This is a genomic window from Vagococcus silagei (genome assembly GCF_004795745.1).
Taxonomy (GTDB): Bacteria; Bacillota; Bacilli; order Lactobacillales; family Vagococcaceae; genus Vagococcus; species Vagococcus silagei.
Window position 1 is genome coordinate 45,629 of record NZ_SDGV01000011.1, and the last position, 20,396, is coordinate 66,024.

Annotated in this window: 17 protein-coding genes and 1 riboswitch; of the genes, 11 read left to right on the top strand and 6 right to left on the bottom strand. The window is 33.6% G+C overall.

Annotated elements, in window-relative coordinates; all coding sequences use genetic code 11:
• The first annotated feature begins 89 nt into the window (after positions 1–89).
• Positions 90–1,925, top strand: coding sequence for a translation elongation factor 4 (lepA, locus tag ESZ54_RS04640; protein ID WP_136136520.1), 1,836 nt, complete (start codon positions 90–92; stop codon positions 1,923–1,925).
• A 126-nt stretch (positions 1,926–2,051) separates the two neighbouring features.
• Here the strand turns inward: lepA and ESZ54_RS04645 are convergent, their stop codons facing one another.
• The 3 genes from ESZ54_RS04645 to ESZ54_RS04655 form a co-directional block, all read right to left on the bottom strand.
• Positions 2,052–3,104 carry a type I restriction endonuclease gene (locus ESZ54_RS04645; protein ID WP_136136521.1) on the bottom strand — a complete coding sequence of 351 codons (1,053 nt, stop codon included), beginning with the start codon at positions 3,102–3,104 and terminating at the stop codon, positions 2,052–2,054.
• A gap of 92 nt (positions 3,105–3,196) precedes the next feature.
• Complete coding sequence (locus tag ESZ54_RS04650; RefSeq protein WP_136136522.1) at positions 3,197–3,538, bottom strand: helix-turn-helix domain-containing protein; 342 nt, start codon at positions 3,536–3,538, stop codon at positions 3,197–3,199.
• Positions 3,539–3,708: 170 nt separating this feature from the next.
• A complete protein-coding gene (locus ESZ54_RS04655; protein ID WP_136136523.1) occupies positions 3,709–5,178 on the bottom strand; it encodes a helix-turn-helix domain-containing protein in 1,470 nt (489 codons plus the stop codon).
• A 307-nt stretch (positions 5,179–5,485) separates the two neighbouring features.
• Here ESZ54_RS04655 and ESZ54_RS04660 point away from each other — a divergent pair, with 307 nt between their 5' ends.
• Complete coding sequence (locus ESZ54_RS04660; protein WP_136136524.1) at positions 5,486–7,003, top strand: UDP-N-acetylmuramoyl-L-alanyl-D-glutamate--L-lysine ligase; 1,518 nt, start codon at positions 5,486–5,488, stop codon at positions 7,001–7,003.
• 76 nt (positions 7,004–7,079) lie between these two features.
• Here ESZ54_RS04660 and plsY read toward each other — a convergent pair whose 3' ends face one another.
• Positions 7,080–7,724: a glycerol-3-phosphate 1-O-acyltransferase PlsY gene (gene plsY / locus ESZ54_RS04665; RefSeq protein ID WP_136136525.1), complete on the bottom strand. Its 645-nt coding sequence runs from the start codon at positions 7,722–7,724 to the stop codon at positions 7,080–7,082.
• Positions 7,725–7,848: 124 nt separating this feature from the next.
• On the opposite strand from plsY, the gene ESZ54_RS04670 reads away from it, so the two are divergent.
• Complete coding sequence (locus ESZ54_RS04670) at positions 7,849–8,265, top strand: CoA-binding protein (RefSeq protein WP_136136526.1); 417 nt, start codon at positions 7,849–7,851, stop codon at positions 8,263–8,265.
• A gap of 48 nt (positions 8,266–8,313) precedes the next feature.
• Here the strand turns inward: ESZ54_RS04670 and ESZ54_RS04675 are convergent, their stop codons facing one another.
• Together ESZ54_RS04675 and ESZ54_RS04680 are read right to left on the bottom strand one after the other, a co-directional pair.
• Positions 8,314–8,838 carry a GNAT family N-acetyltransferase gene (locus ESZ54_RS04675; RefSeq protein ID WP_136136527.1) on the bottom strand — a complete coding sequence of 175 codons (525 nt, stop codon included), beginning with the start codon at positions 8,836–8,838 and terminating at the stop codon, positions 8,314–8,316.
• 21 nt (positions 8,839–8,859) lie between these two features.
• A complete protein-coding gene (locus ESZ54_RS04680; protein ID WP_136136528.1) occupies positions 8,860–9,129 on the bottom strand; it encodes a hypothetical protein in 270 nt (89 codons plus the stop codon).
• Between the two features lie 395 nt (positions 9,130–9,524).
• Here ESZ54_RS04680 and parE point away from each other — a divergent pair, with 395 nt between their 5' ends.
• From parE to ESZ54_RS04720, 8 genes are all read left to right on the top strand, one after another.
• A complete protein-coding gene (gene parE, locus ESZ54_RS04685; RefSeq protein WP_136136529.1) occupies positions 9,525–11,534 on the top strand; it encodes a DNA topoisomerase IV subunit B in 2,010 nt (669 codons plus the stop codon).
• Between the two features lie 26 nt (positions 11,535–11,560).
• On the top strand, positions 11,561–14,023 hold the full coding sequence (parC, locus tag ESZ54_RS04690) for a DNA topoisomerase IV subunit A (RefSeq protein ID WP_136136530.1): 2,463 nt from the start codon (positions 11,561–11,563) through the stop codon (positions 14,021–14,023).
• A gap of 353 nt (positions 14,024–14,376) precedes the next feature.
• Positions 14,377–16,626 (top strand): formate C-acetyltransferase, encoded by a 2,250-nt coding sequence (gene pflB / locus ESZ54_RS04695; RefSeq protein ID WP_136136586.1) that lies wholly within the window; start codon positions 14,377–14,379, stop codon positions 16,624–16,626.
• Between the two features lie 71 nt (positions 16,627–16,697).
• The gene (pflA, locus tag ESZ54_RS04700) at positions 16,698–17,471 is read left to right on the top strand and encodes a pyruvate formate-lyase-activating protein (protein ID WP_136136531.1); all 774 of its coding nucleotides are present in this window, start codon (positions 16,698–16,700) and stop codon (positions 17,469–17,471) included.
• Between the two features lie 74 nt (positions 17,472–17,545).
• Positions 17,546–17,655: riboswitch (guanidine-I (ykkC/yxkD leader) on the top strand.
• Between the two features lie 61 nt (positions 17,656–17,716).
• Positions 17,717–18,058 (top strand): DMT family transporter, encoded by a 342-nt coding sequence (locus ESZ54_RS04705; protein ID WP_136136532.1) that lies wholly within the window; start codon positions 17,717–17,719, stop codon positions 18,056–18,058.
• Positions 18,059–18,061: 3 nt separating this feature from the next.
• Positions 18,062–18,376, top strand: a complete 315-nt coding sequence (locus ESZ54_RS04710) for a DMT family transporter (RefSeq protein WP_136136533.1) — start codon at positions 18,062–18,064, stop codon at positions 18,374–18,376.
• 66 nt (positions 18,377–18,442) lie between these two features.
• The gene (locus ESZ54_RS04715; RefSeq protein ID WP_136136534.1) at positions 18,443–19,369 is read left to right on the top strand and encodes a manganese-dependent inorganic pyrophosphatase; all 927 of its coding nucleotides are present in this window, start codon (positions 18,443–18,445) and stop codon (positions 19,367–19,369) included.
• 69 nt (positions 19,370–19,438) lie between these two features.
• Positions 19,439–20,389, top strand: a complete 951-nt coding sequence (locus tag ESZ54_RS04720; RefSeq protein WP_136136535.1) for a DUF1803 domain-containing protein — start codon at positions 19,439–19,441, stop codon at positions 20,387–20,389.
• Positions 20,390–20,396: the final 7 nt, after the last annotated feature.

The following is a 20,396-nucleotide window of genomic DNA, read 5'->3' on the forward strand; positions in this document are numbered from 1 at the left end:
ATAACAAACTCTGTTGGAAAATACTTTAAAAAGGTAGAAAAGGTTGATATAATAAGAAATGCTGATTGAAAAGAAAGTAGGAGATATTTATGAATTTTGATGAAATGAGAAAGAGACAGGAATCTATTCGTAACTTCTCCATCATAGCACACATTGATCATGGAAAATCTACATTAGCAGACCGTATCTTGCAACAAACTGAAACGGTTTCTGATCGTGAAATGCAGGCACAATTACTCGATTCAATGGATTTAGAAAGAGAACGTGGCATTACCATTAAGTTGAATGCTGTCGAACTAACTTATAATGCGAAAGATGGAAAAGAATATATTTTTCACCTGATTGATACACCGGGACACGTCGATTTTAGTTATGAAGTCTCAAGAAGTTTAGCAGCTTGCGAGGGTGCTGTTCTTGTGGTTGACGCGGCTCAAGGAATTGAAGCGCAAACTTTAGCAAATGTCTATTTAGCAATTGATAATGATTTAGAAATATTACCAGTCATCAACAAAATTGATTTGCCCGCAGCTGATCCAGAACGCGTGCGTGGCGAAATTGAAGACGTGATCGGTATCGATGCTAGCGAAGCAGTTCTTGCAAGTGCAAAAGCAGGCATCGGAATTGAAGAAATTTTAGAACAAATTGTGGAATATGTTCCGGCTCCAATTGGAGATGTGGAAGCACCACTGAAAGCTTTAATCTTTGACTCAGTTTATGATTCATATCGTGGCGTTGTTTTAAACATCCGTGTGATGGAAGGTGTAGTGAAACCTGGAGACGTCATTAAATTGATGAGTAACGATAAAGAGTATGAAGTAACTGAAGTTGGTATTTTCTCTCCAAAAGCAGTTCAAAAAGATTTTTTAATGGTAGGAGACGTAGGTTACGTAACTGCCAGCATTAAAAATATTCAAGATACACGCGTGGGGGATACAATTACATTGGCTGATAACCCTGCTGATGAAGCCTTAGAAGGTTACCGCCGCATGAACCCAATGGTTTATTGTGGTCTGTATCCAATCGATACTTCAAAAAACGTAGAACTTCGTGAAGCGCTAGAAAAACTTGAATTAAACGACTCAGCACTTGAATTCGAAGCTGAAACGTCTCAAGCGTTAGGCTTTGGTTTCCGTTGTGGTTTCTTAGGATTATTACATATGGATGTTATTCAAGAGCGTTTAGAACGTGAGTTCAACTTAGATTTAATCACAACAGCACCGTCAGTAATTTATCATGTGAATCGAACGGACGGTTCAATGCAAGTGATTGATAACCCAGCTGATTTCCCTGATCCAAGTATGATTGAATCAGTTGAAGAACCATTCGTAAAAGCAAATATTATGGTCCCAAATGATTATGTCGGTGCTGTTATGGAAATTTCGCAACGAAAACGTGGCGAATTTGTCACGATGGACTATTTAGACGAATACCGTGTTAATGTCGTCTATAATCTACCCTTATCTGAAATTGTTTATGATTTCTTTGATAAACTTAAATCAAGTACAAAAGGATATGCTTCATTTGACTATGAATTAATCGGTTACCGTCCAAGTAATCTTGTGAAGATGGAAATTTTATTAAATAATGAAACTGTCGATGCATTAAGCTTTATCGTTCACCGTGAGTTTGCATACGAACGTGGACGTTTAATCGTTGATAAATTAAGAAAATTAATTCCTAGACAACAATTTGAAGTGCCGATTCAAGCAGCTATTGGTACAAAAATTGTTGCCCGTACTGACATAAAGGCGCTGAGAAAGAATGTATTGGCTAAATGTTATGGTGGGGACGTTTCTCGTAAGCGTAAACTTTTAGAGAAACAAAAAGAAGGTAAGAAACGAATGAAATCCATCGGTTCGGTAGAAGTTCCGCAGGACGCATTTATGGCGGTTCTTAAGATGGACGAAGACGAACCTAAGAAGTAGCAAGGGTTTGAGACGTTTGTTTTTAAAAAATTTGTGTTTAAAACCCCATAAAGTCATATTAATAAATGTGACTTTATGGGGTTTTACTTTATCTTTTCCAAAGTTTAAATTATATGAAAGCAAAATTTATTTAAACATTTGCACTACTTGAATAATTTCCTTTTGATATTTTAATATATCTAAAGGTGCATTTATTTCAAAAATAGTTCTTTCAGGATCATTCAATTCAATCCTTTTGTTCGATCCAGAATCATAGTATCGAATAATCCACTTTCTAATATTATCATCAAGAAGAATATTAAAATAACTTTTATTATCGCGATAATAAAGTCTCTCAATCTCAATTTCTTGATTTAGTAATACTTTTACTGTCGTAAACGCCTCAAGTTCTTCATTTGTAGTGACAATCTCTGATTTCGTATCAATATTTTCTTCTTTTTCTTTAATATCTTCTTTTATTTCAACCGAAGTATTTAACGCTGACGATAGTTTTTCATTAACCATTTCATTGATAATTTGATTTAAACCTTTTTTTATTATAGGTGTAAATTTGTCAATTACTTGTTTTGTCTTCATTCCATCATAAATACTATTAGATAAAAATCTAACGAAGTCTTCAGAAGGCGCGTTAAACTGATCATTCATATAACTCTTTAATCCGTTAATATATTTTAACTCCGAAGCACTACTTACAATTTCATTAATGTCAAATTTATCTTTCCGAAATTTATTAATTTCAATATACTGTGAATCTTTAATATTAGAGATATTAAATGTTAAAAATGGAGTACTATCCATTTTATTAGCATGTTCTAAATCTGTATAAAAACGATATTCCTGGCCATTTGTTAAAATACCAAATTTAGCATTTGTAGTTCCAAAGTATCTAAATAATTGTGAATCATGTTTATTCAGCTGTTCAGTAATTGATTTAGCCTCGATTAGAATTATTGGTTTATTATCAATAACTATTGCGTAATCAACTTTCTCACCTTTTTTAATACCAATATCAGCAGTATATTCTGGGACAAATTCTAGCGGATTAAAAACATCATAGCCTAGTAAACTAAAAAAGGGCATGATTAATGATGTTTTTGTAGCTTCTTCAGTTTCGATTTTATCTTTAAGAGAATTTACTTTTTTACTAAGTGTTTTTAAATCTTCTTTCATCTTTTCCATTTTCTTCCTCCTATATTATGCAAGTAAATAAAATTGAATACATTCCAAAAATACGATAAACATTAAAGAATATCCTATATATTTTATGAATTTTACCAAAAAACTCCTATTAAGATATTTTTTATTTTCTGCCGTTCTGAATTGGTTAATACTTTGCCCTCATATGATACTGTAAGATTAGAATCCAATAATTTTTTCAAATCAATATTATCATCTGGTGTTAAACAACTATGTTCAGGAACTCGCGCCACTAGGTAATCTAAAGATACGTCAAAAAAATTTGCTAAACAAACTAGCGTTTCTCTATCCGGACTTCGGGTTCCGTTTTCATATCCAGAAATTGATACTTTTGAAACATTAATTTTTTTACCCAGATCTTCTTGTGTCATATTATTAGAAGTCCTTAATTCCTTTAATCGTGAGCCAAAGCTCATGTTAACACCTCGTTTCTAATTTAAGAATATCGTTAACATCTAGTTAACGCAATGACAAAATTTAAAGTTAACTAAACGAATGTGTTTTTGAACAAAAATTTACAATTAGTTAACTTTTAATCAAAAAAAATATCACGAAAATAATTTCGTGATATTTTTAAAGAAGTTATTTAAGTAGAAAGATTCATTATCCTCTGAATCAGCGAATTCAAAGTTTTCTGACATCCAAAGGAAGTAACGACAAAGAACTCTTTTTCATCATTATGGGTATTGAAATTATCAGTTATGATCAAATCTGCATCATCAAAAGATTCAGTAAAAGTTATTTTACTCTCAGAAAAGAAATCTGTTAATTGCTTTTTGAGATAAAATGCGCTCGATAAACTTTTTGTAGTACTAAAGAATAGTTTAACTGTGTTAACATCATAGCTTTCTATTATTGAAATTAAATAGCCCACAAAAACTTCAAAATTTTCTTGGTTTTCAAAAATTCTTTCATAAGCTTCGTCGCACATACCTGATCGAATTGTTTGTAATAAAGTTTGGTTTTTTTCTTTTGTTAAATCGATATTATGATTTAAATCAAATTCTTGTAATTCAAAGAGTAATGTCCCCATTAATTGCTGAGTAATCAGGTATAAAATAAAATGATAAACATGAATATCGAAATCGTTTGATGTTAATTTAACATTATGACTTCTTAAAGTTTCTTTTAGAGCAAAACTAGAAAATCGATAAAACGGATTAAATTGCTCTTTTAATTTACTTATGATGAGGAGCTTTTTTTCATTACTTATTGTTTGAGATGTTCCAATTTGAATAAAATAACTTAATCCTAATTTCTCGTTTTCAGACAAACTTCTGCTAAAATCACTCATTAAATTTTCAATAAAAAAATCCATATGTTTCGTTGAATCAAGTAAAAGTTGGAGTATGGGTTCTAAATCCTCAGTAATATTATATCTCATTTCTTTTTGGTATTTTTCACGGACAGACGTCATCGCGATATACATCTGAATAGATTTTTTTCTAATATCTGTTGGATAATACAGATCAAACATTTTCATTTCTTCAGTCCCGAGATTTTCATAAGAAAAGGGCTCAATACTTTCAAATGGCCATTCTGAATCTTGATATCCTAATTTCAACAGGTGATAGAGGACGCTTCGTATCTTCATCTCATCGCCATCAATCAAATAATAACCACCTTGATTAACTATTTTTAAATTATATTTTTCAGCTTGGTCATTCAGAGACTTGATGATTTTATTTAAATAAGAAGGGGAAACAAATAGTTTGTCACAAATATCTTGTCTTGTTAATTTAAAATATTCTGAAAATAAAATAATTAAATTAAATCGATGCGATTTTCTAAGATGCAATGTTTGCACTTTATTAAAAATATTAAGTGTTTGATAGTCATACAGACTATCAAAATAGATGTCACCTTTATGAGAAGAGACAATGAATTTTTCAATACCAAAACAATCGTTGATTGTTTCATTCAACCTCGTGATTCTTAACTTAATACTTCTTGTTGAGACCCCCATACTATCTGCGAGTTCTTTTAAACTAGTGACTTCAGAACCAGAAATCAAATATAAGACCTGTAAATCTAGATCATTGGATAACCCTAACATATTTTCACCTCATTAAATCTTTAAATTGTATAAGGGTATACACTTATATGATAATGCAAAAACGCTATCAAAGTGGTATTATAGCAAAGTAGTCATTAGAAGTATATCTATTGATATCAAAATACGAGAAATGATAATCCTTTCGGGGAAAGTGTTAATTAGTGATTATTATTTCTCAGTTCGATGATTGCTCATCGAATATGGGGGGAATAGCCTGTGAAAAACAGGCTATTTTTTTTTGACTTTATTATTAGTACAATTATCGCTATAATGAATGAGATAGCCTGATTAGAATAGAGGAAAAAAAATGACAATTACTTTAAAACAGATAGAATCAATTTTAAATAAACATCATCTTTTAAAAGAGTGGGTGACACCCAACGAATGGCATTTTACGCTGCCAATTGAAAATCGACAATTAAACCATCTAACCTATGATTCACGAGATATTAGTAATAATAGCTTATTGTTCTGTAAGGGAATTGGATTTAAAGAAGAATTTTTGGCGAAAGCTGTTGAAAATGGGCTTAATTACTATGTGGCTGAAACGCCATACGAAGTAAACTGTTCGTTAGGCATTATCGTCACAGATATAAAAAAAGCGATGTCTGTCATTGCGATGGCTTTTTATGGTAATCCTCAAAATGAATTAACTCTGATCGGTTTTACCGGAACAAAAGGTAAAACGACATCTGCATATTTCACAAAATTCATTTTAGACGAAACAACTGATCATAAAACAGCATTGCTTTCGACAATGAATACAACACTTGATGGCATTCATTATTTCAAGTCCGAATTAACCACCCCAGAGTCACTAGATTTATTCAAAATGATGCGTGAAGCATGTGATAATGGCATGTCTCATTTAATCATGGAAGTTTCTTCTCAAGCTTATAAAGTTCAAAGAGTATACAATTTAATGTTTGATATTGGGATCTTTTTAAATATCTCACCAGATCACATTAGTGCAATTGAACACCCAACGTTTGATGATTATTTTTATTGTAAACGCCAATTGTTACTTAATTCAAAAAAAGTTGTGCTATTTAATGAATCTGATTATGCACAACTCCTTGAAGAAGTCACACAGACGAAACAAATTCCACTCATAACGTATAGCTCTCATGAAGACAATGCCGATTATTACTGGGAAGATGTTTCCGAGACAAATTCAGCACTTTTTTCTGTTAAGTCAAATTCTGAAACAGAAGAAAGTCAAAAAATTATCGGTGAATATCATATCAATTTAAAAGGTGACTTTAACAAAGATAATGCTTTGAGTAGTATTATTGTTGCTACATTAGCTGGAGCCAGTCACGAAGACAGTGTTCGCGGGTTAGAGAAAGCGACAGTACCAGGACGAATGGAACATCTCGTCACTCAAAACGATATCCATTTATACATTGATTATGCGCATAATTATTTAAGTGTTAAGAGCCTTTTAAGCTTCGCACAGAAGGAACATCCAGATGGTGAAATTATTACCGTTTTAGGTAGTCCTGGTAATAAAGCAAACTCAAGACGACAAGATTTTGGCCGTGTCCTTTCGGAACACACTAACACTGTTGTTTTAACTGCCGATGATCCAGACCGTGAAGACCCACAAAATATTGCAAATGAAATTAGTGCTGCTATTACAAACTCAAATGTGAAGCAATTCTTCGAGATGGATCGTAAGACTGCTATTGAGTTTGCAGTAAGTCAGGCTAAACCAGGGGATGTCGTCGTAATTGCTGGTAAAGGGGAAGACGCCTATCAAAGAATCAATGGAAAATCCTCTCCTTATCCTGGTGACCATATAATTGCCCGCAGCTTAATTTAAAATAGTTCAAAATTAAAAACAGCCAACATTGAATGTGTTAGCTGTTTTTTTGCGTTGATTTTATTATAGAAAAAAATTACTGCGCTTCATTATGTTTTTTCTTATAGTATAGTCCAAAAGGAATTAAGCTCTCAGTTCCCGCTTTAATTCGTATAATGTTTTCACGATGACGAAAAATAATAAAAGTACTAATACAAATTGCTAAAATAATTAATAAACTATCTTGTTTGGCTAAAATGAAAGGCGCAATTAAAGGTAAAATAATCGTAGAAATAGTAATAATAATGGCACTTAACATGCTAGATAAACTAACCATACTTGTTAAAAATAAAAAGATAACAAATAAACTTGCTGAGTAAATAAAAAATGTTGGACTATATGCGAGTAACATCCCTGCACTTGTTGCAACGGCTTTACCACCTTTAAAATGACCAAAGATTGGAAATGTATGACCTAAGATAGCAGCAACACCAAACCATAATGGGTTAATTGATACACCAAACCAGATTGGCAGGGAAGTAGCGACCGTTCCTTTCAATATGTCCAAGAATAAAACAGCAATTCCAGGTTTCTTACCTAAAACGCGAAAGGTATTTGTTGTTCCAGTATTTCCACTTCCAAATTGTCTAATATCTTTATTAAAAAATATTTTTCCTAACCAAACTCCTGATTGAAGTGAACCTAACAAATAGGCAAGAATAAACAAGAATACGATTTTCATGCACTTGACCTCCTTAAAGATACGCATCATTTTACCACGATTCATACCCAACAACAATACAAAACCAATAACTTGCAGAATTGAATGACAAGCATTATGATAAAAGAAATATTGGAGGGATATTATGACATTTAAAAATCCAAGTGACTTAGTCATTCAAGACTATTTAAAAAATGCTAAAAATATTGCCGTTGTTGGCTTGAGTGATAAAGAGGATCGTACAAGCCATGAAATTGCACGTATATTGCAAAATCAAGGCTACCGAATTTTTCCTGTTAATCCTGTTCTTGCAGGAAAACAAATTCTTGGTGAAACGGTCTATGCTTCTATTAAAGACATATCAGAACCAATCGACATTGTCGATATTTTTAGAAGAAGTGAGTTTCTGCCTGAAATAGCTGAAGAATTTGTAGAAACAGATGCAAAAGTTTTTTGGGCGCAACTAGGCCTAGAAAGTGAAAAAGCAGCTGACATACTAGCACAACATCATCGTGATGCTGTTGTTATGAACCGCTGTATTAAAATTGAGTTAGCAAAATAAAACATCAAGATACTGACAATGTGCCAGTATCTTGATGTTTTATTATTCCTATTCTGAAAAGGCATCCGAGTATTCAACCATACCAGAAACCCCTTTGAGTGCATTTGGAGAAAACTTTTTAATCATAAAATATTCATTTGGTACCTCAAAAGGAGAATTAATTTTAAAATTGATTGCTGGAGAGTACCCAAATCTTTGATAGTATGCTGGACTACCAAGAATCACAATCCAATTATATCCTAAAGTCGTGGCGCGTTTCTCTAATTCACTGATTAAAGCAGTGCCAATTCCTTGCTTTTGATATTCTGAATGTACCGCTAAAGGAGCAAGTGCCAAACCAACATAAGAAGCAGAATTATTTACTATTTTACATTCACTCAATAAACCATACCTGATAACTTTTTGCTTATTTAAACAAACAAGTTCTAATTCATCACGAAACGTCGGCTCTTTTCTAATTTTACAAACTAATTCTGCTTCTCCTTGATATCCATGTTCAGTGCCGGAAAATGAATCGATGATAAGTTCTTCAATTGCTAACTTATCACTAGGTAAAAATTCTCTAATGTTCATCGCTAAACTCCTTACTTCTAATTAACTATTACTTAATATTTTACTCCAATAGATTGAAAACTTCTCGGTCGTTTTAAAATTAATTACTGCCGAATTATCTTTTGTTGATTGCAAATGATAGATACTTTGCTGTGTATCTGAAGAAAGTAGCGATACATTAGAAGTTAATGCCGAAACTAAATTTCCAGATCGCATATAGGCAAATCTAACAGAGCCTTCTGGTGTTAATAGTAGATAACACGCAAAAAATACGAGACCTATTTTAATTAACAAAGAGAGCATACGTTTCATTGGACCATCCCTTTCCCATTAAACTAATCATAGACTAAAATAATGAAGATTTGATGATAGTTGCTCAAGATTTCAATAAAAATAGAAATTCTTAAAGATTAGTTGTTTTTGAAAAGCTGATTTAAATAAAATATAGGAAGAATCATTTAGAAAAAGTTTGCTAAGTCAATAGAACTAAAGTATATTAAAAATATATTATTTAAAGAGAAAGTTTTGAATCTTTCTTAAAAGTGTTATATGATTAATAAAGAGTGTTTTGATATCTTAAGAGTCCGACTTGGAAGCAAGTTGTTTTTTTTTGCCTAATTTGGACTTTTAATTTTACACTATTTCAAGTAAGATGATGAATGATAATGTTTGCCATGCTTGGTAATACAGATTAAAGGAGATTTTTTATGTCAAAACAGATAAATAAAAATTATGATGATACGTCGATTCAAGTCTTAGAAGGCCTTGAAGCTGTCAGAAAAAGACCCGGAATGTATATTGGATCTACCGATTCAAAAGGGCTTCATCATTTGGTATTTGAAATTTTTGACAATGCGGTTGATGAGGCTTTGTCTGGCTATGGAGATAAAATTGATGTAACGATTCATCCAGATAATAGCGTTAGCGTCCGTGACTATGGCCGTGGTATGCCTACAGGACAGCATCAGTCTGGGAAACCTACTATTGAAGTCATCTTTACAATTCTCCACGCTGGAGGTAAGTTTGGCCAAGAAGGCGGATATAAAACATCCGGTGGTTTGCATGGTGTGGGTGCCAGCGTTGTAAACGCACTTTCAAGCGAACTAACTGTCACAACAACACGTGATGGTGAGGAAGTATCACTAACTTTTAAAGATGGGGGACACCCTGTTGGCAAAGTAGCCAGAAAAAAAGTTGGTAAACAGCCAAATGGTTCAACCATAACATTTAAGCCTGATCCAACAATCTTTTCAACAACAACATTCTCATATGATACACTGGCTGAACGTTTAAGAGAATCAGCGTTTTTACTTAAAGGTATTCAAATTACTTTAAAAGATGAACGCTATGACAAAGAAGATATTTTTCTGTTTAACGATGGAATAAAAGAGTTTGTTGCTTATCTAAATGAAGGAAAAGATGCTTTAACACCAATTTTCTATTTCTCTGGCACAAAAGATCAAATCGAAGTTGAATTTTCATGTGAATATAACGATGGCTACTCTGAAAATACACTTTCATTTGTTAACAATGTCCGAACAAAAGATGGTGGGACACACGAAACAGGTATGAAATCAGCATTAACTAAGTCATTTAATGATTATGCTAGAACAATTAATCTATTAAAAGAAAAAGATAAAAACCTTGAAGGTAGTGATTTTAGAGAAGGATTGACAGCTATTATTTCCGTTAAAATTCCCGAAAATCTACTACAATTTGAAGGTCAAACGAAAGCTAAATTAGGTACCCCAATTGCTAGAACAGCTGTTGAAACAGTCATTAGCGAACAACTAGGTTTCTTCCTACAGGAAAACAATGACATGTCGCAAATGTTAATTAGGAAAGCCTTAAAAGCTCGTGAGGCACGCGAGGCGGCAAGAAAAGCTAGAGAAGATAGTCGAAATGGTAAAAAGAAACGTAAAAACGATGGTCTATTATCTGGTAAATTAACGCCTGCACAAACAAAAAATCCTAAGAAAAATGAATTATATTTAGTCGAAGGGGATTCTGCTGGTGGTTCGGCTAAACTTGGCCGTGATCGTAAGTTCCAAGCCATTCTACCATTACGTGGTAAAGTAATTAATACAGAAAAAGCCAAACTAGCAGATATTATGAAAAACGAAGAAATAAATACTATGATTTATACTATTGGTGCTGGCGTAGGTGCAGATTTCGATGTTGAAAACTGTAACTATGATAAAGTAATTATTATGACCGATGCTGATACCGATGGTGCGCATATCCAAGTGTTACTCCTAACATTTTTCTATCGCTATATGAAACCACTTGTCGAAGCTGGAAAAGTATATATTGCTTTGCCTCCTCTTTATAAGATCCAAAAAGGGACAGGGAAGAAGGCTATCATTGAATATGCGTGGACAGATGAAGAGATGAATGAAATTACCGAAAAAATGGGCAAAGGTTATATTTTACAACGTTACAAAGGTTTAGGTGAAATGAATGCCGATCAATTATGGGATACGACAATGGACCCTGAAACAAGAACTTTAATTCGTGTACGAATCGATGATGCTCTAAAAGCAGAACGTCGTGTGACGACTTTAATGGGGGATAAAGTTGAACCTCGTCGTCAGTGGATTGAAAAAAATGTTCAATTTACGTTAGAAGCAGATGGCAGTCTGTTAGAAGGACACGAACAAGATACACCACTTGATCCAGTAAAAAATGTTGAAGAAATCAGCCTTTTCGATAATTAGATCACGCATAAGGAGCAGATGCAAAGATGAATGAACGACAAAATATTCAAGAACTAACCCTTGAAGAAGTGATGGGAGAACGTTTCGGACGCTACTCAAAATACATAATTCAAGATCGAGCATTACCAGACATTCGTGATGGTTTAAAACCCGTTCAACGTCGTATTTTATACTCGATGAATAAAGACAACAATACGTTTGACAAAGCGTTTAGAAAATCAGCAAAATCTGTTGGAAATATCATGGGTAATTATCATCCCCATGGTGATAGCAGTATTTATGAAGCAATGGTTCGAATGAGTCAAGATTGGAAACTACGTGAACCATTAATTGAAATGCACGGAAATAACGGTAGTATGGATGGTGACCCACCTGCAGCGATGCGTTATACTGAGGCTCGCCTGTCAAAATTAAGTGGCCAATTGCTAGAAGATATTGAAAAAGAAACGGTTGAATTTGTTTGGAACTTTGACGATACTGAAAAAGAACCGACCGTTCTTCCGGCTAAATATCCTAATCTTTTAGTTAACGGTTCAACTGGTATTTCGGCTGGGTATGCTACTGAAATACCCACTCATAATTTAGGGGAAATCATCGATGGAACCATCCATCTGATTGATAACCCGAATGCTTCCTTGGATAAATTAATGACCTATATTCCTGGTCCGGATTTTCCAACGGGAGGTATTCTTCAAGGTAAGAAGGAATTAAAAAAAGCTTATGAAACTGGTAAAGGCAAGGTGAATGTACGTTCGGTAACAGCAATTGAGCCATTAAAAGCAGGGCGTGAGCAAATTGTCGTGACTGAATTACCTTATGAAGTGAATAAAGCTAATTTAGTGAAGAAAATTGATGAATTACGTTTAAGCCGACGTATTGAAGGGATTTCAGAAGTCCGCGATGAGAGTGACCGAACAGGGTTACGGATTGTGATTGAACTAAAAAAAGATGTTGATGCGAACGGTATTTTAAATTACCTATTTAAAAATACTGATTTACAAATTAACTATAACTTTAACATGGTAGCAATTCACAATTTACGTCCGGAACAAGTGGGCTTAAAAGTCATTCTCCAAGCCTATATCGATCACCGCCAATCTGTTATCCGAAAAAGAAGTCATTATGAACTAAATAAGGCTTCAACACGTTTGCATATTGTTGCAGGTTTAATTAAAGCACTTTCTATTCTAGACGAAGTCATTAAAACGATTCGTGCTAGTAAAGATAAAAAAGATGCAAAACTGAATCTTATGAAAAACTATGACTTTACTGAAGCACAAGCAGAAGCAATCGTTTCCTTGCAATTATATCGTTTAACAAATACTGATATTGTTGCTTTAGAAGAGGAATCGTCAGAGTTAAATGCAAAAATCGAAAAATTAAATTTAATTCTTAATAATGAAAATGAATTGTTTAAGATGATGAAAGCAGAGCTTAGAGAAGTTAAAAAACAATTTACAATGCCTCGTTTAACGCAATTACAAGATGAAATTGAGGAAATCACAATTGAAACAGCTGTCTTAATTCCTCAAGAAGACGTTATGGTAAGCATTACGCGTGAAGGTTATGTCAAACGAAGTAGTTTACGCTCATACAATGCATCAAAAGAAGATGATATTGATATTAAAGAAACCGATGATGTTGTTTTCAAAAAACAATTGAATACACACGATCATTTGTTTATCTTAACGACTCAGGGAAATATGATTTATCGACCTGTCCATGAATTGATTGATAAAAAATGGAAAGAAGCAGGGGATCACTTCTCAATGAGTCTGACTAACTTTGGTACAAATGAACAAATTCTTGAAGTCTTTTCATTTGATGCTGACCTGAAAATGTCAGGTAAATTTGTCTTGATTTCAAAAGATGGCATGATCAAGCAAACGGAAGCCCAAGAATTTGAACCTTGGCGTACTTATCGAGCACGTTCAACCATGGCGATGAAACTGAAAGACCATGATGAATTAATTTCTGTTTACTACTTACCAACTGAAGATAAAATGGATGTACTCTTAATTAGTTATCGTGCATTTGGGCTGCTTTATAGCCTAGATGAAGTAACAACAGTGGGTGCTCGTGCTGCTGGTGTTAAATCAATGAATTTAAAAGAGATGGATGAAATCGTTGGTGGATTCATTATCCCTAGAGGAGAAGAAGAGACGCTGACCATCTTAACAACAAGAGGTTCATTGAAACGTATGAAAGTCTCACAACTAAGCAAATTAAGTCGCGCTAAACGTGGATTAATGGTTCTACGAGAGCTAAAATCTAATCCACACCGCGTCTTAGATTGTTTCTTAGAAAGTGAAACCGATACAATTGAAATATTTACAGCAAAAGAAAAAGATTACACTGTAACATTGAAAGATGCGCCAATTAATGATCGTCAATCAAACGGTTCATTTGTAATTGATGAAAAAGAAGATGGCGAGATTATTAAGGTTGTGCGTAAATCAAAGCCTACCGATAACGATCTAAACGATTAAACAAACGAAACCCCTCAGCTATTCTGAAATGTCAGAATAGCTGAGGGGTTTATTTATTCCTAAATATGCAAATGATAAAATTCACTATTCCCAGAAACTGTACTATCACACAAGGTGAAACAACCGACTGTTATAGTACAGTTAAAACAAATATTGAAACAGAACAATATTGCATATTAGCTGTCATAACCCTTAATTAGACGGTATTATTAAGAATTATTTAAGCTTGCAAATATTTTTCATCTTTTTGAAACTATAACACTTGCGTACTTCTGTTTTTGTGCTATAATGAGCATGTAAACAAATAAGACATTAAACATTAAAAAAAATCTCTTTAGGAGGACCCGTAAATGATGAATGAACAATGGACTGGCTTTAAAGGTGAAAAATGGCGCACAAGTGTGGATGTAAGAAGCTTTATTCAAAACAACTACACTGAGTACAAAGGTGACGACTCTTTCTTAGAACCTGCCGCTGAAAGTACAGAAAAATTATGGGACAAATTACAAGAACTTTTTGAAGTGCAACACGAAAAAAATGGTGTATACGACATGGATAACAATATCCCTGCAACAATCACTTCACATGAACCTGGCTATCTAATCAAAGATGAAGAAAAAATTGTTGGTTTACAAACTGATGTACCATTAAAACAAGCATTCATGCCTTTTGGTGGAATCAACATGGCTAACAACGCTTTGCAATCAAATGGTTACGAAACTGACGCTGAAATGACAAAAATCTTCACTGACTGGAGAAAAACACATAACCAAGGTGTATTTGATGCTTACACTCCAGAAATGAGAGCTGCTCGTAAAAACAAAATCATTACAGGTCTTCCAGATGCATACGGACGTGGACGTATTATTGGTGACTACCGTCGTTTAGCTTTATACGGAATTGATTTCTTAATCACTGAAAAGAAAAAAGATCTTTCTAATGTTGGTAACAAAGTAATGACTGACGACGTAATCCGTTTACGTGAAGAAGTATCTGACCAAATTAAATCATTAGGTCATATCAAAGAAATGGCTACTTATTATGGCTTTGATATTTCTAAACCAGCTGCAAACGCACAAGAAGCTATCCAATGGACTTACTTCGGTTACTTAGCTGCAATTAAATCTCAAAATGGTGCAGCAATGTCAATCGGACGTATCTCTGCATTCTTAGATATTTATATCCAACGTGACTTAGAAAACGGTGTAATTACTGAAAACGAAGCACAAGAATTAATTGACCACTTAATTATGAAATTACGTATGGTTAAATTTGCTCGTACACCAGAATACAATCAATTATTCTCTGGTTACCCAATCTGGGCAACACTTTCTATCGCTGGTATGGGATTAGATGGACGTTCATTAGTAACTAAAAACGATTTCCGTATTTTACATACTCTTGTAAACATGGGACCATCTCCAGAACCAAACTTAACTGTATTATATTCTTCTCATTTACCAGTTGGATTCAGAACATTTGCTTCTAAAATTGCAAAAGAAAGTTCTTCAATTCAATTTGAAAATGATGATTTATTAAGAGCTAACTGGGGATCTGACGACTGTGCAATTGCTTGTTGTGTATCTTCAACAGTAATGGGTAAAGACATGCAATTCTTCGGCGCTCGTGCTAACTTAGCTAAAGCTGTATTATACGCAATTAACGGTGGCGTTGACGAAAAAACAAAAGCACAAGTTGCACCTAAATTCCGCCCTATGACAGGTGATGTTTTAGAGTTTGATGACTTTATCGAAAAATATAAAGACATGATGGATTGGTTAGCTGAATTATATGTTAATACATTAAATGTGATTCACTTCATGCATGATAAATATTCATATGAAGCTGGACAATTAGCATTTATGGATACTGACTTAAAACGTACTTTCGCAACAGGTATTGCTGGTATCTCACATGCAACTGATAGTTTAATGGCTATCAAACATGGTAACGTAAAAGTTATCCGTGACGAAGATGGATTAGCTGTTGATTATGTACCACAAAATGAATTCCCAACTTATGGTAATGATAGTGAAGAAGCAGATGCTATGGCAAACTGGATCTTAGATTACTTCATGACTCAAATTAAACGTCAACACACTTACCGTAACTCTAGACCTACAACTTCATTATTAACAATTACTTCTAATGTTGTTTATGGTAAAGCAACTGGTAATACTCCTGATGGACGTCGTGCTGGTAAACCTTTAGCACCAGGTGCTAACCCAAGTTATCAAGATGGTAAATTCTTAGGTGAGAAAAATGGTCTTTTAGCATCATTAAACTCAACTGCTCGTTTAGACTATACACACGCTTTAGATGGTATTTCTAACACTCAAACAATCAACCCTAACGGATTAGGTAAAGATGACGAAACTCGTATCGCTAACTTACGTAACGTTATGGACGGTTACTTTGATAAAGGTGGTTACCACTTAAACGTTAACGTCTTTACTACAGACTTATTATTAGATGCTCAAGCGCATCCTGAAAAATATCCAAACTTAACAATTCGTGTTTCTGGATATGCAGTTAAATTCCGTGATTTAACTCCAGAACAACAAGCAGACGTTATTTCTCGTACTGCTCACGACAGAATGTAATAAAATAAAAATTAATGAAGAGGTGACTGCGATTTGGTCGCCTCTTTTTTTAAAGAATTGAGGGAATCATCATGACAGAACCAGTAAAAGGTAGAATTCATTCAACAGAAAATTTCGGAACGGTAGACGGACCGGGTGTGCGTTTTATTGTTTTTACTCAAGGTTGTAAAATGCGTTGCGAATTTTGTCATAATCCTGATACTTGGAAAATTGGTGGCGGACGTGAAGTGACCACTGATGAAGTGATTGAAGAAGCATTAAAATATCGCGGTTATTGGGGAGAAGAAGGTGGTATTACTGTCAGTGGAGGGGAACCTTTACTACAATTAGACTTTCTAACTGATCTTTTCAAAAAAGCCAAAGCCTTAGGTATACATACAACAATCGATACTTGTGGTCGACCATTTACTTATGAAGAGCCTTTCTTTAGCAAGTTTAATGAACTAATGAAATATACTGATATGTTATTGTTTGATATCAAACATATTGATAATGAAGGCCATAAAAAATTAACGATGAATCCAAATGATAGTATTTTAGAAATGGCTAAGTATTTATCAGAAATAAATAAACCTGTCTGGATTCGCCATGTCTTGGTTCCTCAAAGAACAGATTATGATGAGTTTTTAGTTCGACTAGATGCTTTTATCAAAACACTAAATAACGTAGATAAAGTAGAAGTTTTACCTTATCACACAATGGGTATCTTCAAATGGGAAGATCTTGGCTTAGATTATCCATTAAAAGGAATCGAACCACCTACTTCAGAGCGTGTTGAAAATGCGAAAAAATTATTACATGTTGATGACTATCAAGGCTATTTAACACATCAAAGTAAAAATTAAGAAAAAAGATTTGATTTTTGAAATGTAATTTACTATAATCGAATGAAGTGATTTAGCGATAAAGTAAATACTAATATCGTGTTTTCTAGGGTTCCGTTAAGAAGTAACATTTTTAAGTCTGGTCCAAGTGAAAACCCACAGTTTTAGCTAACTGTGCACACGGAAGGAGAAAAGCCTGGGAGATGTATAAGTGATTATACATTTCTCAGGCTTTTTTATATAATTTTTTTAAGGAGAGAGAATATATGTTTAAGAATCCATGGATTCAAGTTGTCGTCGCGGCAATCTTTGAAGTAAGTTGGGTCATTGGCCTGAAACATGCAACAAATGTAATCGAATGGGGATTAACAATCGTTGCAATTTTCGCAAGTTTCTATTTGATGATTAAAGCAGGGGAAAGAATTCCAGTTGGTACAGTTTATGCCGTTTTCGTTGGTTTGGGTACGGTTGGAACAGTAGTAACAGGTGCGCTATTGTTTAATGAAAGTATTACACTAGCAAAAGTCTTTTTTATTGCATTGTTAATTTTTGGTGTAGTTGGACTTAAAATGTCAACAGAAGAAAAACAGAATGAAGGAGGGCAATAAATCATGGCATGGATTAGTTTAATTATTGCAGGACTTTTTGAGATGCTTGGTGTCAATGCAATTAATACATATTTAAAAAATAAAACCAAGAAAAACTTAGGTCTATTAATCGCCTTTTTCGTCGGAAGTTTCGTGTTACTTAGTTATGCAATGGAATCTTTACCAATGAGTACTGCTTATGCTGTATGGACCGGTATTGGAGCATCAGGTGGCGCTGTACTAGGTATTATCTTTTATGGTGAATCAAAAAACATAAAACGGATCATTTTTATTGCCTTAATTTTGATTTCAGCAATTGGTTTAAAAATTATTTCTTAATCCGTTCAAGCCAATAAAAATATGTTATAATACTCAGTATGAAACATAATATTGGAGGAATAAAATATGACAAAAGTACTTATTTTTGGTCATCAAAATCCTGATACGGATGCGATTACATCAGCAATTTCATTTGCTTACTTACAAAATCAATTAGGTGTAGAAGCGGAAGCTGTCGCATTAGGCGAAGTTAATGAAGAAACTGCCTTTGCCTTGAATTATTTTAAAGTGGATGCACCACGTGTTGTTACAACGGTAGCAAATGAAACAAATCAAGTAATGCTAGTTGACCACAACGAAGCGCAACAAAGTGTTGCAGATATTAAAGATGTTGAAGTTTTAGCGGTTGTCGATCATCACCGCATTGCAAACTTTGAAACAGCAAACCCTTTGTATTACCGTGCTGAACCAGTTGGTTGTACAAACACGATTATTTTAAAACTATATAAAGAAAAAAATATTGCAATCCCTAAAGAGATTGCTGGTTTGATGCTTTCTGCAATCATTTCTGATTCATTATTATTCAAATCACCAACTTGTACTGATGAAGATGTAGCAGCGGCTAAAGAATTAGCTGAAATTGCTGGTGTAAATCCTGAAACTTATGGATTAGACATGTTAAAAGCGGGTACAAACCTTACAGATAAATCAAGCGAAGAGTTAATTGATGCTGACGCTAAAAGCTTCCCTATGGGTGGTTTAAACGTTAGAATTGGTCAAGTAAATACGGTTGATGTAAATGATTTATTATCAAGACAAACCGAATTAGAGTCTGCAATGGCAACATCTAATAAAGAAAATGGCTATGATTTATTTGTCTTAATCATTACTAACATTTTAGATAGTGATTCAGTTGCATTAGTCATTGGTGACGCAACAGATAAAGTTGAAAATGCTTTTGACGTTAAACTTGAAAACAATACAGCTTTACTAAAAGGTGTGGTATCTCGTAAAAAACAAGTCGTACCACCATTAACAAATGCTTTTAATTAATTAAAACAATTATTGTCAGGCTAGGAGTTTTAAATTCCTAGCCTGAAATTATTCATAAGGAGACGTGGCATGTTCTTACTAAATCCAACATCATTTTCAAAACAAGCAGTTGAAGCATCTGCCGACCCTTGCTTTTTTCCGATTATCTCTTACTTATCCACGCACCCAAAAGTGACGTTAAGAGACATAAAGCGACAAAATCCTACTATTTCAATTTCAGATCAATATATGGAAGCGTTAGTTGCATTAAAGATCATTGAACGTCACCATGGCTTGTATCAATTAACTAAAACAAAAATTAGACCAGAGGATTTTGATTTATTTAATTTAACTTTGAAAGAATTTTTTAGTCATCAAGACTTGACCAAGTGGGAATATAATCAAGTATTTACAAGTCAATTCTTAGTGGCTTTAAACGAAATGTTTCCCTTAGAGGATACATATTTTTACTTCGAAAATAATGACACTCTTAATTATCACTTAAATTTACCTATTCATTTAAGTAGACTGAGTGGAAACGAATATCATTGGACCGTTGTTCGTAAAAGTATGCCTGAATTTCAAGAAACAATTAGCGATTATTTTAATTATTTACAGATTTCAGAACACTTATTTCCAAAGGAATTTTTAAAAACTTATACAGATATTGGCGATGTCAATCCTTCATTCTTTTTTTCTTACATCGACAGAAAAATACGTCGTTTAAATAAAGGTCGAACAATTGGTTCCGACAAAACAGATATCTTTTTGTCGCTAATGGCAGATTATTCATATTTAAAAATAGAAGCAGGACAGTATCAACCTAACTATATTTTGGAAGATAATGCCTGTCAGTCACTTGATTTTTCAGTGTTCTTTAGCGAAATCAAAAAACTAATAAGAGGTTTGGATAATATCAATCTATCTTCCTCAGATCAGAATTTTTTATTAAAAATCTGTATTTATGAGTATTTAGTTGAAAATAATATCATTGAATCGTTGAATACAACTCTTATTTTGAAATCAGTAACTACTGACTAAACAAAAT

Bases quoted from the DNA above. Each gene is read 5' to 3' on its own strand.
- lepA (WP_136136520.1), top strand. From the start codon at position 90: ATGAATTTTGATGAAATGAGAAAGAGACAGGAATCTATTCGTAACTTC.
- ESZ54_RS04645 (WP_136136521.1), bottom strand. From the start codon at position 3,104: ATGGAAAAGATGAAAGAAGATTTAAAAACACTTAGTAAAAAAGTAAAT.
- ESZ54_RS04650 (WP_136136522.1), bottom strand. From the start codon at position 3,538: ATGAGCTTTGGCTCACGATTAAAGGAATTAAGGACTTCTAATAATATG.
- ESZ54_RS04655 (WP_136136523.1), bottom strand. From the start codon at position 5,178: ATGTTAGGGTTATCCAATGATCTAGATTTACAGGTCTTATATTTGATT.
- ESZ54_RS04660 (WP_136136524.1), top strand. From the start codon at position 5,486: ATGACAATTACTTTAAAACAGATAGAATCAATTTTAAATAAACATCAT.
- plsY (WP_136136525.1), bottom strand. From the start codon at position 7,724: ATGAAAATCGTATTCTTGTTTATTCTTGCCTATTTGTTAGGTTCACTT.
- ESZ54_RS04670 (WP_136136526.1), top strand. From the start codon at position 7,849: ATGACATTTAAAAATCCAAGTGACTTAGTCATTCAAGACTATTTAAAA.
- ESZ54_RS04675 (WP_136136527.1), bottom strand. From the start codon at position 8,838: ATGAACATTAGAGAATTTTTACCTAGTGATAAGTTAGCAATTGAAGAA.
- ESZ54_RS04680 (WP_136136528.1), bottom strand. From the start codon at position 9,129: ATGAAACGTATGCTCTCTTTGTTAATTAAAATAGGTCTCGTATTTTTT.
- parE (WP_136136529.1), top strand. From the start codon at position 9,525: ATGTCAAAACAGATAAATAAAAATTATGATGATACGTCGATTCAAGTC.
- parC (WP_136136530.1), top strand. From the start codon at position 11,561: ATGAATGAACGACAAAATATTCAAGAACTAACCCTTGAAGAAGTGATG.
- pflB (WP_136136586.1), top strand. From the start codon at position 14,377: ATGAATGAACAATGGACTGGCTTTAAAGGTGAAAAATGGCGCACAAGT.
- pflA (WP_136136531.1), top strand. From the start codon at position 16,698: ATGACAGAACCAGTAAAAGGTAGAATTCATTCAACAGAAAATTTCGGA.
- ESZ54_RS04705 (WP_136136532.1), top strand. From the start codon at position 17,717: ATGTTTAAGAATCCATGGATTCAAGTTGTCGTCGCGGCAATCTTTGAA.
- ESZ54_RS04710 (WP_136136533.1), top strand. From the start codon at position 18,062: ATGGCATGGATTAGTTTAATTATTGCAGGACTTTTTGAGATGCTTGGT.
- ESZ54_RS04715 (WP_136136534.1), top strand. From the start codon at position 18,443: ATGACAAAAGTACTTATTTTTGGTCATCAAAATCCTGATACGGATGCG.
- ESZ54_RS04720 (WP_136136535.1), top strand. From the start codon at position 19,439: ATGTTCTTACTAAATCCAACATCATTTTCAAAACAAGCAGTTGAAGCA.